Source organism: Tabrizicola sp. (assembly GCF_030694085.1).
In the GTDB taxonomy this organism is placed as follows: Bacteria; Pseudomonadota; Alphaproteobacteria; order Rhodobacterales; family Rhodobacteraceae; genus Tabrizicola.
In genome coordinates, this window is the sequence record NZ_JAUXZE010000102.1 from 26760 (window position 1) to 42166 (window position 15407).

The window sequence follows — 15407 nt, forward strand, 5'->3', positions numbered from 1 at the left end:
GAAGGGGTAACCACTGACATGAGCAACCACATGAAACTTGCTGGCCTCGGTGCGCTTGGCGCAGCGCTTTTCGCCAGCCTGCCCGCCTGGGCGCAGGAGGCCACGACCGAAGTGGCCGAAGCCGCCGCCGAGGTGGTCGAGGAAGTCGTCCCCGTCATGGACAAGGGCGACGTAAGCTGGATGATGGTCTCGACCATCCTCGTCCTCTTCATGACCCTGCCGGGTCTGGCGCTGTTCTACGGCGGCCTGGTGCGGTCGAAGAACATGCTGTCGATCCTGATGCAGACCACTGTCATCGCCTGCGTGATGATGATCGTCTGGGTGGTCTACGGCTATTCCTTCGCCTTCGGCGGCTCGACCTCGCCCTGGTGGGGCGGCACGGGCAAGCTGTTCCTGTCCGGTGTCAATGCCGACAGCATGTCCGCCACATTCTCCGCCGGCTACGAGATACCGGAGTACCTGTTCATTGCCTTCCAGATGACCTTCGCCGCGATCACTCCGGCGCTGATCATCGGCGCCTTTGCAGAGCGGGTTAAGTTCAAGGCCGTGCTGGTGTTCTCGGTCCTCTGGGGCACCTTCTCGTACTTCCCGATCGCCCACATGGTCTGGGATGCAAACGGCTACCTCTTCGCCAAGGGTGCGATCGACTTTGCCGGCGGCACAGTGGTCCACATCAACGCCGGGATCGCGGCACTGGTTGGGGCCTTGGTGATCGGTCCGCGGATCGGCTACGGCAAGGACAACATGGCGCCGCACTCGATGGTGATGACGATGATCGGGGCTTCGATGCTCTGGGTCGGCTGGTTCGGTTTCAACGTCGGTTCGAACCTTGAAGCCAACGGTGGCGCGACGCTGGCGATGATCAACACCTTCATCTGCACCGCAGCCGCGACTCTGGCCTGGTGCGGCATCGAAGCGATGCAGCGGGGCAAGGCGTCGATGCTGGGTGCGGCCTCGGGCATGGTGACCGGCCTTGTCGCCATCACCCCGGCCTGCGGCACTGTTGGCCCGATGGGCTCCATCGCGCTGGGTATCATCGCCACGCTCGCAAGCTACCTCTTCGTCACCGTGGTGAAGCACAAGATGAAGTACGACGACAGCCTGGACGTGTTCGGTATCCACGGGGTCGCCGGGATTGTCGGCGCGGTCCTGACCGGGGTCTTCTCGGCTGCAGCCTTCGGTGGGGTCAAGGGCGACGACTACGCGATGATGGCGCAGCTCTGGATCCAGATCGAGGGTGTGCTGATCACCATCGTCTGGTCTGGCGTCGTGTCCTTCATCGCCTTCAAGCTGGTGGACATGACCATCGGCCTCCGGGTGGACAACGACACGGAACGCCAGGGCCTCGACCTCACCACCCACGGCGAGCAGGCCTACCACTCGTAAACGCACGACCGGCGGCAGGAACCTCCTCCCTCCTGCCGCCGCAACCAGACGGCCCGTGGGTCCTCCCCCCGCGGGCCGTTCTGCAATTTGGCCTGGCTGTACGACGTGAAGTAGGCATCGACGCGATACACCTGCGCGTGTAGCTTCGATCCTGCCGCGGGTAAGGAATTCGAGATGACATCAAGCTGGCAGTTCTGGGCCGTCTTGTCTGCCGTGTTCGCCGCCCTCACCGCAATCTTCGCCAAGATCGGGGTCAGCGGCCTGCCCTCGGACTATGTCACGCTGCTGCGCACGTGCGTCGTCCTGGCGGTCCTTGCCCTCATCGTCGCCGGGACCGGCCAATGGCAGAACCCGGCCCAGGTCTCCTGGACCACTCTGGCTGCCATCGCGCTTTCCGGCCTCGCCACTGGAGCGTCCTGGCTTTGCTATTTCCGCGCGCTGAAACTTGGCGATGCATCGCGCGTGGCGCCGATCGACAAACTCAGTGTCGTGCTTGTGGCGATCTTCGCCGCCATCTTCCTGGGCGAGCGTCTGTCTGCGGTGAACTGGACCGGGGTCCTTCTCATAGGCGTCGGGGCGGTCCTCGTTGCGCTAAAGGTCTAGGACACAAGGAAAATCAGTCAGCTCATGCCAGATCAGGGAAATCCGCTGCGCGGAGTTGGCCTTGTGGTCGCCGCGACGATGCTGTTTGCGGCCGCCGACACGCTCGGCAAACATCTCGCCATGCTTTACGCCGTGACCATGATCCTGGCGGTGCGCTACAGCGTGAACCTGGCGCTGGTCGCGCTGGTCATGGCCCCGCGTCACGGCGCGGCCCTGTGGCGGACCAACCGCACCGGCCTGGTGATCCTGCGCGGCCTCTGCCTGGCGCTGGCTTCCATCTCCATGCTGCTGGCGCTGCGGGTGATGCCGGTCGCCGAAACGGTGGCGATCATCTATGTCACCCCCGTCCTCGTCATGCTGACCGCCGCGACCGTCCTGGGCGAACGCATCAGTCGGCTTGGCTGGATCGCTGCCGCGCTGGGTTTCGCGGGCGTCCTCCTCATCGCCCGCCCCGGCAGCGGCCTTGATCCCTGGGGTGTGGCGCTGTCGCTGATGAACGCGAACCTGGCCACCGGCTATCACGTGCTGACCCGCGTCCTCGCGCGCACGGAAACCACGATGGCGCTCATGGCCCACACCGCGCTGGTCGGGGCGGTGGTCTTCATTTCCCTGACCCTGGCACTGAATACCGAGACCATGCCGTCCGCCCTTGATGCCGGCCTGATGCTGACCCTGGGCGCACTGGCGACCGCCGGGCACCTGATGTTCACCTCGGCCTACCGCGAGGCCCCGGCCTCCACCCTGGCGCCGGTCAACTACATGCACATCGCCTTCGCGACGATCCTGGGCTGGCTGGTGTTCCAGCAACTGCCCGATGCACTGGGCTTTGCCGGCATGGCCCTGATCGCGGCGGCAGGGCTTCTGGCGGCCTGGAAGGCCAGCCGATAACAGCGGAAAGCGCGTGGCGCGCATTGCGTGCCTGAACGCACGGCTCCAGGCTGCGCAGCCTCCTTTCACATTTGCCCAAATATCCCCGCCGGAGGCATAACCCGGGCCGTTTTGCGTTCTTCACGCAAAACGGCAAGACAAAAGGACTTCGCGCCGCAAGGCGCTCAATGTGAAAACCGCTGCCCCCTGCGAGGTGTTAAGAAATGCTGAACAGAAAAACCCAAGCCATTGATTCAAATGGGGACTCAGAGTTTGTCCGCCGTGGACACCTTCAGAAGAACCCCCGCGGGATCAGCCGGTGTTCATAGGCATCCCGCTCCAGCTCCTCCCGGAAATCGGGGTGCGCGATGGAAATCAGCGCCTGCGCCCGATCGGCGATCGACCGCCCCTTCAGGTTCACCATCCCGTATTCCGTCACCACATACATCATGTCGGTCCGCGGCGTCGTCACCACGTTGCCCCGTGTCAGCGCCGTCACGATCCGGCTCCGCCTCTCCCCCTTCTTCTCGTAGGTCGAGGCGAGGCACATGAAGCTTTTCCCACCCTTCGACCCATAGGCCCCCCGCACGAACTGCAGCTGCCCCCCGGTCCCCGAGATGTGCCGGAACCCGTCCGTCTCGGACGCCACCTGCCCCTGCAGGTCGATCTGGGTGGTGTTGTTGATCGACACCACCCGGTCGTTCCGCATGATCATGTGCGGCAGGTTGGTGTAATCGACCGGATGAAACTCCACCTCCGGGTTCCGGTCGATGAAATCGTACAGATACTGCGCCCCGAGCGCGAAGGTGCAGACCATGCGCCCCGGGTTCAGCTGCTTCTTCGCCCCCGTCACCCGCCCGGCGCGATACAGGTCCACGATCCCGTCGGTCATCATCTCGGTGTGGATGCCCAGGTCGGAAACCGGGCTCTCGGCCAGCAAGGAGCACACCGCGTTCGGCATCCCCCCGATCCCGATCTGCAGGCAGGACCCGTCCTCGACCTCGGCCGCGATCAGGCGGGCGACGGCCTTGTCGACCTCGGTCGCCGGGGCCTTCGGCAGTTCCGCCATCGGGCGGTCGAATCCCGGGATGATGAAGTCGACCTCGGACACATGCACGCCCGTCCCTTCGCCCATGACGTAAGGCAGCGTCGGCGTCTCCTCGACAATCACCACCTTGCCGCGTTCGACCAGAGCCCGCATCCACAGCGTGTTAGGCCCGAAGTTGAAGTAGCCCTCGGCATCCATCGGAGCGGTCTTGAAGACCACGATGTCCGGCGGGTCGATGAAGCGGCGATAGTAGTCCGGCACCTCGCCCAGGTTCACCGGCAGGTAATGCGCCATCCCGGCGTCGTGCTTCCTGCGGTCGTAGCCGGAGAAATGGGTGGAGAACCAGTGGACGTGCCGCCCGTCCGGGTCCGCCTCCAGCACCGCGCGCGGGCGGGCGGTGAGGACCGAACGGAAGCGAAGGTTGGTCAGCGGGCCCAGCCGGGCCGCCAGTGCCTCGTCAAAGGCGTCGGGCTGGCCCAGCACGGCCCCGAAGTCAAGCCACATGCCCGGTTGCACCAGCGCCGCCGCTTCCTCGGCCGTGATCCTGCGCGCCGATCTTGTCATGGCTTCCCCCCGGAGCTTGGCGGCAGTCAATCACGGGCCGGGGGTTCTGCCAAGCTTTAGCTCGACAGGCTGATCAAGGCGGTTCCGATGACCGCCAGCACGGCCCCGGCCCAGGCCGTCGGCCCCGATATCCGGCGATAGGCGGCCCAGACCATCGGCAGGATCAGGATCGGGGTGGTCGAGGACAGGGTGGTGACGATCCCGACATCCCCCCTCGCCAGCGCGGCCATCAGGAAGGACATGCCGACGACCATTCCAGCAAGGGCTGAAAGGCCGATCTGCCGAAGCTCGGGCCGCGAGGGCAGAGTGGCGGGCCGAAGTGCGGGGAGAGTGAGCAGCGCGATGAAGAAAAGCGCCCCCGTCCCGGACCGCACCACCATTGCGGCCACCGGATCGGCGCCGGCCAGCATCGCCGGGCGGGCAAGCAGGCTTCCCAGCGCCTGCGCGAAAGAGGTCACCAGTCCCAACAGGATCCCGATCCACAGCGGCTTTGGCGTCCGTGCGCCCTCGTCCTGCTTCGGACCCATCACCGCCAGCGCAATCCCGGCGACGATCAGGCCGACGCCTGCGGCCTGAAGCGGGCTGACAGTCTCGGCGCGAAAGCCGAAACCAAGGATCAGCGCGAAGGGCGACGCGGTGGTGAACAGCAGCGCCGAGATGCGCGGCCCCGTATACTGGATCGTCGCGATATAGGTCAGTGAGCCGACCATGATCCCAGACACCGAGGATGCGGTCAGCCAGAGGACCATTTCTGGGTCCAGCGACCTCCAGCCGCCCGTGACCAGCACGACGACGACGGTCATCAGGAACGCGAGGCTCATCTGCCAGCGCGACAGTTGCAGCGGCCCGACCCGCCCCGAGACAGAGTCGATGAACATGGCCGAAGCCGCAAAGGCCGCCGCCGCTGCAAGGGACAGGGCGACGGCCAGCATGCTGCGTCAGATCACCTGCGCGATGGCTGCGGCAAGGATCGGAACGGTCTTGGCGTTCAGCCCGGCAATGTTGATCCGGCTGTCCCCGACCATGTAGATTCCGTGTTCTTCGCGCAGCCGGTTCACCTGCGCCTCGGTCAGGCCCAGACGGCTGAACATGCCGCGATGATGTGCGACAAAGTCGAAGCGGTCAGAGTTGGTGGCGCGGCGCAGCTCATCGGCCAAGGCTTTCCGCAGGCCCAGCATGTTCTGGCGGACCTCCTCAAGCTCGGCCTTCCACTCGGCGGTCAGCGCCTGATCTTCAAGGATCATCGTCACCAGCCGCGCGCCGTGGTCGGGCGGGAAGCTGTAGTTCTGCCGGTTCAGGAAGTTCAGGTTGCCCTGCACCACGGCCTTGCGGTCGGGCGACGTGAGGGCCACCAGAATCCCCGTCCGCTCGCGGTAGATGCCGAAGTTCTTGCTGCACGAGGCGGCGATCAGCACCTCGGGGAAGGCGGCGGCGACCTTGCGGGTGGCGGCGGCGTCTTCTTCCAGCCCGTCGCCAAAACCCTGGTAGGCGAGATCGACGAAGGGCACGGCCTGCTTCTTCTGCAGAAGCGCAATCACCTGATCCCACTGGTCTGCGCTCAAGTTCGCACCCGTCGGGTTGTGGCAGCAACCGTGCAGCATCACCGCATCGCCCGCCGCCACGCCCTCAAGGTCGGCCATCAGGCCAGGGAAGTCGATGCCCGAGGTTGCAACGTCGAAGTAGCGATACTCCACCCCCGTCATGCCAAGGTATTTCACGATCGAGGGATGGTTCGGCCAGGTCGGGGCCGACATCCAGACGCGGGCCTTGGGGTTGGCCATCTTGATCAATTCCAGCGCCTGCCGGATCGCGCCGGTCCCGCCGGGGGTGGCGACCGAGGCCGCGCGGTCAGCAAAGCCGTCGCCCAGGATCATCGAAACCAGCGCCGCGTTATAGGCGGGTTCGCCCGCAAGGCCGGTGTAGGTCTTGGTCTTCTCCGTCTCCCACAGCTGCTTTTCCGCCGCCTTGACCGCACGCATGACCGGGGTCAGGCCGGTCGCGTCCTTGTAGACGCCGACGCCAAGGTCGATCTTGGTGGTCCGGGGGTCGTCCCGGTACATGGCGATAAGTTGCAGGATCTTGTCCTGCGGCTGGGGATTCAGGGTTTCAAGCATGGGATTTCCCGGGGGTTTGGACGCCAGCCCAGTGCCACAACGCGAAACGGACGGCAAGCGGCGAAGGGGGTAGTCGCCTGCCGGTCGCGAATACCATTCCCACTTTTCGCTGGCAGGCGTCAGGGGCCGGTCGCCACCCGCAGATCGTCATACATGCCCCACTCGGCCCAGGACCCGTCATAAAGCGCGTGGTTCCGGTGGCCGATCCGCTCCAGCGCCAATGACAGGACGGCAGCCGTCACGCCCGAGCCGCAAGAGGTGATCGCGGGTTTCTTCAGGTCGACGCCTGCCGCCTCGAACACCTCGCGCAGGGCGGCGGGCGATTTCATCGTGCCGTCGGGGTTCAGCACCTCGGCGAAGGGGATGTTCTTCGACCCCGGAATATGGCCCGACCGCAGACCCGCGCGGGGTTCCGGCGCCTCGCCCCGGAAGCGCGGGGCCGAACGGGCGTCGAGGATTTCCGCCTCGCCCAGCTTGGCGGCATGGGCGACTTGCGTCACGTCCTTCACCAGATGGTTCTGGCGGGAAACGGTCATGTGCCGGTCGCGGATCACCGGGGGCATGTCCTCGATTTCGCGACCTTCGGCCTGCCATCTGGGGAAGCCGCCGTCCAGAACGGCCACGTCGGTCTTGCCCATCAGCCGGAAGGTCCACCAGACCCGCGCCGCGCTGAAGATGCCCGCGCCGTCATAGATCACCACCTGATGCCCGTCGCCCACGCCCAGTGCCCGCATCCGCGAGATGAACTTCTCGGGCGGGGGGGCCATGTGGGGCAGGCTGGACCGCTGGTCGGAAATCTCGTCAATGTCGAAGAAACGCGCGCCGGGAATATGAGCGGCGGCGTATTCGGCCTTCGCGTCGCGGGTCTGCGCCGGAAGATACCAGCTGGCGTCCAGCACCCGAAGGTCGGGGTCACGCAAATGCCTGGCAAGCCAGTCGGTCGAGACCAGCGTCCTGGGGTCATCCTGCGGCGATGGGGTCATGCGGGCCTCCCGGGGGTTGAGCCGGATATACGCATTCAGGCGCGGCCCGTGCAAGCGGCGCGGAGACGCATTGCCCCCGCGCCAGCGTCGTTACTTCACCAGAGCCTTCTTCAGCATCCCGGCGATGACCGTCAGGATCGCGCCGCCGATGCCGCCTCCGGCCACCGACTGAATGATGGCGCCGATGTCGAGGTTGGCCGCCGCACCCGCTGCCGCGCCGGCATCACCGCCCAGCATCCCCATCAAAAGCCCGCCAAGCCCGCCGCCCACGGCGCCTACGACCGAGTTGCCTGCTGTCCCGAGGCTGAGGTTCTTCAGGCCCGCTCCCGCCGCGTTGCCGCCCAGAAGGCCTGCAATGATCTGGATGATTAATTCCATTACCCGTAACTCCCACTTTCCGCCGGTTCCCGCACCGGGTTTGCCCGGCTTACCCCCCGGACTTTCTGTCCAGTATGGGAAAGTGTGCCAGATTGACGCAGATCCGGCAAGAAATGTTCGATCAGTGCAAGATCAGCCGCGGCTGTTCTGCTTCAGAAGCCGGGCCTTGTCGCGGTCCCAGTCGCGCTTGGCGCTGGTCTCGCGCTTGTCGGCCAGCTTCTTGCCCTTTGCGATCCCGAGCTTAAGTTTCACGATCCCGCGGTCGTTGAAGTACATCTTCATCGGAACGATGGTCATGCCCTCGCGGCCCACCGCCGACCACAGGCGCGACAATTCCTTCTTCGACACCAGAAGCTTGCGCCGCCGCCGTTCGTCATGCCCGAAGGTCTTGGCCTGCAGATAGGGCGCGATGTAGCCGTTGATCAGCCAAAGCTCGCCGCCTTCCACGGATGCATAGCTTTCCGCGATGTTCGACCCGCCCTGGCGCAGGCTTTTCACCTCGGACCCGAACAGCATGATGCCGGCCTCAAGATCGCTTTCGATCGAGTAATCGAAACGCGCCCGCCGGTTTTCGGCGATCAGCTTGGAGTTGGGATCGGACTTGGCCACCATGATGATCGTCAGATAAGGTCTGGGGCAGGCTTAGTCCAGAAGGCACGCCATGTTACTGCAAATTGCCCTGGGGTCCGGGCTGCTGGTCCTGAACGTGCTGGTCATGGCCGTGGCGGCGCTGCTGCTGGAAAGTGCTTTCCGGGTGGCGCATCCTTGGCTGGTCCGTCCGCCGCAGCGGTTGAAGCTGCTTCTCTTGCTGGTGGCCGTGGGGGTCTGGGTGCTGCTGGTGCTGACCGTGAACATCTGGATCTGGGCCTATGTCCTGTTCGAGACCGGGGTCTTCAAGTCGATGGAGGAGTCGCTTTACTTCGCCATCGTGGCCTTTTCGACCCTGGGGTTGGGGGATGTTGTGCCGACGGACGAATGGCGCATCTTCTCGGCGATGGCTGCGGTAAATGGCCTGCTCAGCTTCGGCCTCTTGACCGCGCTCCTGGTCGAGGCGCTGCGCCAGGTTCGACTGGCGCAGCTGGAAATGCGGCACAAGGGCTAGCCGTCCGCCCGGAACGTAGGGCGGGCAATCTGCCCACCTACCCTTTCAATTCGTCGGTGATCCTGACAGGTCCCACCGCGCCTTTCAGCTTGGCACGGTAGATCACCACGCCCTCGGCCACCCGCATCACATAAGTGCGCGTCTCGGCAAAGGGGATGGTCTCGACCCAGTCGACCACATCCACGTCCGGTCGGCGGGGATCGCCGAATTCGCCGATCCAGCGGCGCGGACGACCGGGTCCTGCGTTATAGCCCGAGGCGATCAGCGCGATCGAGGGGCCGAATTCTCCGGCCATCTCGGCAAGGTAGGCCGATCCCATCGCGACGTTGTAGGCCGGGTCCGAGATCAGCTTGGCAGCATCGAAGGGCTTGCCCAGTTTCCCGGCCATCAGCTTTGCCGTCCCCGGCAGGACCTGCATCAGGCCCCGCGCATCGGCGGATGAACGGGCGGCAGGGTCGAACTCGCTTTCCCTCCGTGCGATCGACAGGGCCAGTGCCCGGCTGACCTTCAGCCCGTCGGGCACGAAGTCCGGGATCGGGTAATAGGCGTGCGGCAGGATCACCCCGCGTTCGGCTGCCTGCTTCGCGACCAGGACGGCCAGGTGCGGTTCACCCCATGCCAGTGTCATGTCTGCCATCTGGGCAAGGCCCGTTGCGTCCTGGCTTTCGCCAAGGTGCAACAGAAACCGCTTGGCCAGCGTCTTGTCCCCGGCCTTGCGCAGAAGCTCTGCCGCGGCCAGCACCGACGACTGAGTGAATTTCGCCCCGCGCCAGTCGGGGGTGCCGGGCCGGGCCAGAAGGCCCGCATCCAGCGACAGCCCCAGCCGCTCGGCGGCAAGCAACCCGTAGAACGCGGTCTGGTGCGCCGCCGCCGCCTTGTAGCTGGCGGTGCCGTCCTGGCCCGCCGCCTCTTGCGCCCGACCGATCCAGTAATGTGCCCGCGCCAGGCTGATTGGCGTAGAGACCCCGGCCAGCAGGTGCTGGAAATGCTTCTGCGCCGCCCCCGGATCGTTCAGCCGGCGCAGCGCGATGAAGCCCGCCAGGAATTCGAGATCGGCATAGGCCGAGGCACCGCCGTCCACCGGGATATGATGGTTCGCGGCGATCCGGTAGGCCTCCTTGGCGCGACCCTGCCGCATCAGCCAGCGCGCCAGCAACGCGCGGCGTTCGGCCCAGGGCTTCGCGCGGCCCAGGCCTTCGGCCGATTTCGAGCGTTCCAGGATCAGCTCCGCCGCCTCGTCGTAGAGGTCCTTCTTCATTCGCCAGATGAAGCGGTCGTAGGCCAGGCCCGCATCCCCGGCCTTGGCCTTCGGCACCGCCTCGATCAGCCCGCTCACGCCCTTGCTTTCCGCCTGCAGGGCCAGCCGCGCGCGCGCCAGAACCTGAAGGTCTCGGGACACCCTGGGCAGCATCCGTTCAGCTTCCCTGGTCCTGCCTTCCCAAAGCAGGGTGTCCAGCCGCAACTCATGCACAAAGCCGACCGCCTCGGGGGCAAGGCCGATCAGTTCCTTCTCCTGGTCGGGCGAGAAGGGCAGCGAAGCCCAGGCCCGCATCGCTTCGGTCTCGGCATCGGCGGCGCGACCGGCGGCCTGCAAGGCCCGGACATAGGCGATGGCCCCAACGCCGGTTTCCGGGGGGCCGGCATCGAACCAGGCGATCACGCGGGCAGGGTCTGTCGACCGCGCGACGGCCTCCTCCCCCTTCTCACGCAAAAGCGGCAAGCCAGGCCAGTCCGGCCGACGCCTGAGGAAGTCCTCATAGTCGCCCAACCGCCCCGCGCCTGCCCGAAGGCGCTGCCAGTCGATCACGTCACGCCCGACGCCCGAAGGCGCCACGGCCAGCGCGCCGTCGAAATCCTTGCCCGCGGCCAGCTCCAGCGCCGTCCGCATCGCCTGTGTCGTGTCTGCTGCTGCCGCAAGCGTCTGGAGGCCAAGGGCCAGGACCAGCGCCCGGATCATGTTCTTGCTGCTCATGCTGCTGAATCTGCCTGACTGCCGGCCTGTGGACAACCCACGAGTGCGTTAATGCGCAAGACTTGGCATCGGGACTGCCAGCCGCTATGAGAAGCGCGCTTACGGGCAATATCGCCCATCATAGGAGAAGCGTCATGATCAGAGGGTCCCTTCCTGCCCTGGTGACGCCGTTCAAGAACGGCGAACTGGATCTGGTGACGCTGAAGAAACTTGTCGACTGGCACATCGCCGAAGGCTCGCACGGGATCGTGCCAGTTGGAACAACCGGGGAAAGCCCGACGCTTTCCCATGCCGAGCATCAGAAGGTCATCGAAGAGGTCGTCGCCGCCGTTGCGGGCCGCATCCCGGTGATTGCCGGGGCGGGGTCGAACAACACCGTCGAAGGCATCAGCCTGATGCGCCATGCCGAAAAGGTCGGCGCGACCGCCGCGCTGGTCGTGACGCCCTATTACAACAAGCCCACGCAAGCGGGCCTGATCGCGCATTACACCGCACTGCACGACTGCTGCAGCCTGCCGATCGTGATCTACAACATCCCCGGCCGGTCGGTCGTGGACATGACGCCGGAAACGATGGGCACGCTTGCGAAGCTGCCGCGGATCATCGGCGTCAAGGATGCCACCGGCAAGATCGAGCGCGTCAGCCAGCAGCGCGCGTCCTGCGGGGCGGACTTCATCCAGCTTTCCGGCGAAGATGCGACGGCGCTGGGTTTCAATGCGCATGGCGGCGTCGGTTGCATCAGCGTGACCGCGAACGTCGCCCCGCGCCTCTGCGCCGAGTTCCAGGAGGCGACGCTGCGCGGCGACTACTCCAAGGCGCTGGAATATCAGGACAAGCTGATGCCGCTGCACGAGGCGATCTTCATCGAACCCGGTCTCGTCGGCGCGAAGTACGGGTTGTCGCTTCTCGGTCTGTGCTCGGAAGAGGTGCGCCTGCCGCTGGTGGGCCTGACCGATGGCACCAAGGCCAGGATCAAGGCCGCGATGAAGCACGCCGGGCTGATCTGAGCCGCCACTCGTCCACGCGTGTCCTGTTCTCCTCGCCGGGTCGCCCCCGACGAGGAGACGCAGTCGAACGAGGAGGCTCGCCGAAGCTCCGGCGCGGTCACGCCCGTGCTGCGATTCGCGCCTGAGGGTTAACCGCCCCTCTGTCCCGCGCGCGTATGGACGGAAACCAGACGCAAGGAAGACAGAAGGAAGACTGCCGTCTCCATCGGAAAACGTCGGGATTATCCCAGCGTTTCAAGGCAATTCCAGCTTCCGCCGCCCCCCGTTGCGTGCCCCTTCAAGATTCCCCCGTTCACCCTTCCTTAACCCCGCCCCGCTTGCCATTCTCTCTGCCCCGTGGTCACCCTCCCGCGATGGAGGACCCCATGCGCAGCTCGAAAACCATTCACGTCATTTCCGCCCATGCCGAGGGCGAGGTAGGCGATGTCATCGTCGGCGGTGTCACGCCGCCTCCGGGCGCGACCTTGTGGGAGATGCGCGACGCCTTGTGGCGCGACCAGACCCTGCGCAATTTCGTCCTGAACGAACCGCGCGGCGGGGTGTTCCGGCACGTCAACCTTCTGGTCCCGCCCAAGGACCCCCGCGCCCAGATGGGCTTCATCATCATGGAGCCCGAGGACAACCCGCCGATGTCCGGCTCGAACTCGATCTGCGTGGCGACCGTGCTGCTGGACAGCGGGATCATCCCGATGACCGAACCCGTGACCGAGATGGTGTTGGAAGCGCCGGGGGGACTGGTGACCGTCCGTGCCGACTGCCGCCACGGCAAGGCCGAACGCATCCACGTCCGCAACCTTCCCTCCTTCGCCGACCGGCTGGATGTGCCGCTGGACGTGCCGGGCGTCGGTCGGCTGACCGTGGACACGGCCTATGGCGCCGACAGTTTCGTCGTGGTGGACGCCGAGGCCCTGGGCTTCACCCATGCGCCCGAGGACGCACATGCGATGGCAAGGCTGGGCGTCCAGATCACCACCGCGGCGGATGAGCAACTGGGGTTCCACCACCCGGAAAACCCTGATTGGACACATTTTTCCTTCTGCCTCTTCGCGGGCCCCTTAACCCGTGTGGCCGACGGATGGGAGACGAAACACGCCGTCTCGGTCCGCCCCGGCAAGATCGACCGATCCCCCACCGGCACTGCCGTCTCGGCCCGCCTCGCGATCCTTGCGGCGCGGGGCCAGATAGGTCCGGGCGAGGTGCTGCGCGCGTATTCGCTGATCGGCGGGCAATTCGAAGGACGGATCGTCGGGGCCGCGAAGGTCGGCGACCTGAATGCCATCCTCCCCGAAATCTCGGGCCGCGCCTGGATCACCGGCACGCACCAGCACATGCTGGATCCAGCCGATCCCTGGCCGCAAGGCTACCGGCTGTCCGACACCTGGGGTGCTCGGTAATGCTTGTCGAGCGCTTTGTACGCTCCTCGCTCAGCGTCACCAACGCGTGCGCGCAGGGCTCGAGGAGGATTGCTTGCCCCTGACCGACAACCAGCGCGGCGCGCTTTACATGACCGCCTCCATGGCGGGCTTCGCGGTCGAAGACGTCTTCGTCAAGGCTGCCGCAGCAAGCCTTCCCCTGGGCCAGGTGCTGCTGACCATCGGATTTGTCGGCATGCTGGTCTTTGCCGCGATGGCTGTCAGCAAGGGCGAGGCGTTGCTGCCCGCCGCCTTCCTGTCGCGCCCCATGCTGGTCCGTTGCGGATTCGAGATCACGGGCCGGCTCTTCTATGGCCTGGCAATCACCCTGACGGCGCTGTCAACCACCTCGGCGATCCTGCAGGCCACGCCCCTGGTCGTCGTCGCCGGTGCCGCACTGGTCTTTGGCGAAAGGGTCAGCCCGCACCGCTGGCTTGCCGTGCTGCTGGGCTTTCTGGGGGTCCTGGTCATCCTGCGCCCGGGCTCGGACTTCTCTGCACTCTCGCTCCTCGCCGTCGTCGGCCTTCTGGGCTTTGCCGGACGGGATCTCGCCACACGGGCCGCGCCCAGCGGGCTGTCCAACCGCCAGCTTGGCGCATTGGGCTTTGCGATGCTGGCGACGGCCGGGGCGATCCTGCTCGTCTTCAGCGGCGGCGCGACGGTTCCCACACAATCGGGCCTGGCCTACCTGACCGGAGGAACCGTCTTCGGCGTTCTCGGCTACCATGCCCTGACCTATGCCATGCGGACGGGTGAAGTCTCGGCCGTTACGCCTTTCCGCTACACCCGGCTGATCTTTGCTATGGTGCTGGCGATGCTCCTCTTCGCAGAGCGCCCGGACCTTGCAACATGGGTCGGCGCGGCGCTGGTCGTGGGGTCGGGAATCTTTGCGCTGACCCGAAAGTAGGGTGGGCGATACCGCCCACCCTACGCTTGCGCTACCCGCCGATCAGTTCCGCCTGCCGCACGATCACTTCGGCCTGCCGCATGCTTGCGATGTCCACCAGCCGCCCCTTGTAGACCGCCGCGCCCTGGCCTGCCGCCTTTGCCGCCTCCATCGCCGCCAGGATCTCGCGCGCCTCGGTCACCGCCGCCTCGGAGGGCGTGAAGACCTCGTTCGCCAGAGACACCTGTTTGGGGTGGATCGCCCATTTCCCGACCATCCCCAACGTCGCCGACCGCCGTGCCTGGGCCTTGAAGCCCTCTTCGTCGCTGAAATCGCCGAAGGGTCCGTCCACCGGCAAAACGCCATGTGTCCGGCAAGCCGCCACGATTGCCGCCTGCGCCCAGTGCCAGGGGTCGGACCAGTATTTCGCCCCCTCGCGGTGCATGTAGTAATTCTCCTGCGTCCCGCCGATGCCGGTGGTCTGCATCCCCATGCTGGCAGCAAAATCCGCCGCCCCCAGGCTCATCGCCTGCAACCGGGGGCTACTGGCCGCGATCTCTTCGACATGGGCGATCCCCGCCGCCGTTTCGATGATCACCTCAAGGCTGATCCGCTTTGTCCGCCCCGCCGCAGCCTCGCAGGCCGTCACGAGGGCATCCACCGCATAGACATCCGCCGCGCAGCCGACTTTGGGGATCATGATCTGGTCCAGCCTTGGACCCGCCTGTTCCAAGAGGTCCACCACGTCGCGATACCAGAACGGCGTGTCGAGGCCGTTGATCCGCACGCTCAGCGTCTTTCGGCCCCAGTCCACCTCCGAGATTGCCTTGATGATGTTCGCCCGGGCCTGCGGCTTGTCCGCCGGGGCGACCGAATCCTCCAGGTCCAGGTTGATCACATCCGCCGCACCAGCCGCCATCTTGGCGAAAAGCTCGGGTCGCGAGCCGGGGCCGAAAAGCTGGCAGCGGTTCGGGCGGGCGGGGGCGGCTGGTTGCAGGCGGAAGCTCATGGGGATTCCTGTGGGTAAGGATATTACGTGGGTTGCTGGCCCAGGGTTATTATGTTGCGTGCCGCAGTGCAACATT

At 65.8% G+C, this 15407-nt stretch carries 15 protein-coding genes; 7 read left to right on the forward strand and 8 right to left on the reverse strand.

From position 1 onward, the window contains the following. Positions 1–18: 18 nt before the first annotated feature. The 3 genes from Q8M85_RS22800 (at position 19) to Q8M85_RS22810 (ending at position 2877) form a co-directional block, all read left to right on the forward strand. Positions 19–1386: an ammonium transporter gene (locus tag Q8M85_RS22800; RefSeq protein ID WP_371135348.1), complete on the forward strand. Its 1368-nt coding sequence runs from the start codon at positions 19–21 to the stop codon at positions 1384–1386. A 174-nt stretch (positions 1387–1560) separates the two neighbouring features. Then, complete coding sequence (locus Q8M85_RS22805; protein WP_305549209.1) at positions 1561–1989, forward strand: EamA family transporter; 429 nt, start codon at positions 1561–1563, stop codon at positions 1987–1989. A 24-nt stretch (positions 1990–2013) separates the two neighbouring features. Continuing rightward, on the forward strand, positions 2014–2877 hold the full coding sequence (locus Q8M85_RS22810; RefSeq protein WP_305549211.1) for a DMT family transporter: 864 nt from the start codon (positions 2014–2016) through the stop codon (positions 2875–2877). Between the two features lie 271 nt (positions 2878–3148). On the opposite strand, the gene Q8M85_RS22815 is transcribed toward Q8M85_RS22810, so the two are convergent. From Q8M85_RS22815 to smpB, 6 genes are all read right to left on the reverse strand, one after another. Beyond that, the gene (locus tag Q8M85_RS22815; protein WP_305549214.1) at positions 3149–4468 is read right to left on the reverse strand and encodes an acetyl-CoA hydrolase/transferase family protein; all 1320 of its coding nucleotides are present in this window, start codon (positions 4466–4468) and stop codon (positions 3149–3151) included. A gap of 56 nt (positions 4469–4524) precedes the next feature. Further along, on the reverse strand, positions 4525–5400 hold the full coding sequence (locus tag Q8M85_RS22820; protein WP_305549217.1) for a DMT family transporter: 876 nt from the start codon (positions 5398–5400) through the stop codon (positions 4525–4527). A 6-nt stretch (positions 5401–5406) separates the two neighbouring features. Further along, a complete protein-coding gene (locus tag Q8M85_RS22825; RefSeq protein ID WP_305549220.1) occupies positions 5407–6582 on the reverse strand; it encodes an amino acid aminotransferase in 1176 nt (391 codons plus the stop codon). 119 nt (positions 6583–6701) lie between these two features. Beyond that, the gene (gene sseA / locus Q8M85_RS22830) at positions 6702–7565 is read right to left on the reverse strand and encodes a 3-mercaptopyruvate sulfurtransferase (RefSeq protein WP_305549223.1); all 864 of its coding nucleotides are present in this window, start codon (positions 7563–7565) and stop codon (positions 6702–6704) included. A gap of 90 nt (positions 7566–7655) precedes the next feature. Beyond that, entirely contained in the window at positions 7656–7943 is a 288-nt protein-coding gene (locus Q8M85_RS22835; protein ID WP_305549226.1) for a hypothetical protein, read from the reverse strand. A 132-nt stretch (positions 7944–8075) separates the two neighbouring features. Continuing rightward, positions 8076–8555, reverse strand: a complete 480-nt coding sequence (gene smpB / locus Q8M85_RS22840) for an SsrA-binding protein SmpB (protein ID WP_305549229.1) — start codon at positions 8553–8555, stop codon at positions 8076–8078. Between the two features lie 49 nt (positions 8556–8604). Between smpB and Q8M85_RS22845 the strand changes: the two genes are divergently transcribed. Then, on the forward strand, positions 8605–9045 hold the full coding sequence (locus Q8M85_RS22845) for a potassium channel family protein (RefSeq protein ID WP_305549232.1): 441 nt from the start codon (positions 8605–8607) through the stop codon (positions 9043–9045). Between the two features lie 37 nt (positions 9046–9082). Here Q8M85_RS22845 and Q8M85_RS22850 read toward each other — a convergent pair whose 3' ends face one another. Continuing rightward, entirely contained in the window at positions 9083–11017 is a 1935-nt protein-coding gene (locus Q8M85_RS22850) for a lytic transglycosylase domain-containing protein (protein WP_305549235.1), read from the reverse strand. A gap of 134 nt (positions 11018–11151) precedes the next feature. On the opposite strand from Q8M85_RS22850, the gene dapA reads away from it, so the two are divergent. The 3 genes from dapA (at position 11152) to Q8M85_RS22865 (ending at position 14343) form a co-directional block, all read left to right on the forward strand. After that, entirely contained in the window at positions 11152–12024 is an 873-nt protein-coding gene (gene dapA / locus Q8M85_RS22855; protein ID WP_305549237.1) for a 4-hydroxy-tetrahydrodipicolinate synthase, read from the forward strand. 365 nt (positions 12025–12389) lie between these two features. Next, on the forward strand, positions 12390–13418 hold the full coding sequence (locus Q8M85_RS22860; protein ID WP_305549240.1) for a proline racemase family protein: 1029 nt from the start codon (positions 12390–12392) through the stop codon (positions 13416–13418). Between the two features lie 73 nt (positions 13419–13491). Then, on the forward strand, positions 13492–14343 hold the full coding sequence (locus Q8M85_RS22865; RefSeq protein WP_305549243.1) for a DMT family transporter: 852 nt from the start codon (positions 13492–13494) through the stop codon (positions 14341–14343). A gap of 31 nt (positions 14344–14374) precedes the next feature. On the opposite strand, the gene Q8M85_RS22870 is transcribed toward Q8M85_RS22865, so the two are convergent. After that, positions 14375–15331 carry an L-malyl-CoA/beta-methylmalyl-CoA lyase gene (locus Q8M85_RS22870; RefSeq protein ID WP_305549246.1) on the reverse strand — a complete coding sequence of 319 codons (957 nt, stop codon included), beginning with the start codon at positions 15329–15331 and terminating at the stop codon, positions 14375–14377. Between the last annotated feature and the right edge of the window lie 76 nt (positions 15332–15407).

Coding starts and splice junctions, on each gene's coding strand:
- Q8M85_RS22800 (WP_371135348.1), top strand. CDS start 19: ATGAGCAACCACATGAAACTTGCTGGCCTCGGTGCGCTTGGCGCAGCG.
- Q8M85_RS22805 (WP_305549209.1), top strand. CDS start 1,561: ATGACATCAAGCTGGCAGTTCTGGGCCGTCTTGTCTGCCGTGTTCGCC.
- Q8M85_RS22810 (WP_305549211.1), top strand. CDS start 2,014: ATGCCAGATCAGGGAAATCCGCTGCGCGGAGTTGGCCTTGTGGTCGCC.
- Q8M85_RS22815 (WP_305549214.1), bottom strand. CDS start 4,468: ATGACAAGATCGGCGCGCAGGATCACGGCCGAGGAAGCGGCGGCGCTG.
- Q8M85_RS22820 (WP_305549217.1), bottom strand. CDS start 5,400: ATGCTGGCCGTCGCCCTGTCCCTTGCAGCGGCGGCGGCCTTTGCGGCT.
- Q8M85_RS22825 (WP_305549220.1), bottom strand. CDS start 6,582: ATGCTTGAAACCCTGAATCCCCAGCCGCAGGACAAGATCCTGCAACTT.
- sseA (WP_305549223.1), bottom strand. CDS start 7,565: ATGACCCCATCGCCGCAGGATGACCCCAGGACGCTGGTCTCGACCGAC.
- Q8M85_RS22835 (WP_305549226.1), bottom strand. CDS start 7,943: ATGGAATTAATCATCCAGATCATTGCAGGCCTTCTGGGCGGCAACGCG.
- smpB (WP_305549229.1), bottom strand. CDS start 8,555: ATGGTGGCCAAGTCCGATCCCAACTCCAAGCTGATCGCCGAAAACCGG.
- Q8M85_RS22845 (WP_305549232.1), top strand. CDS start 8,605: ATGTTACTGCAAATTGCCCTGGGGTCCGGGCTGCTGGTCCTGAACGTG.
- Q8M85_RS22850 (WP_305549235.1), bottom strand. CDS start 11,017: ATGAGCAGCAAGAACATGATCCGGGCGCTGGTCCTGGCCCTTGGCCTC.
- dapA (WP_305549237.1), top strand. CDS start 11,152: ATGATCAGAGGGTCCCTTCCTGCCCTGGTGACGCCGTTCAAGAACGGC.
- Q8M85_RS22860 (WP_305549240.1), top strand. CDS start 12,390: ATGCGCAGCTCGAAAACCATTCACGTCATTTCCGCCCATGCCGAGGGC.
- Q8M85_RS22870 (WP_305549246.1), bottom strand. CDS start 15,331: ATGAGCTTCCGCCTGCAACCAGCCGCCCCCGCCCGCCCGAACCGCTGC.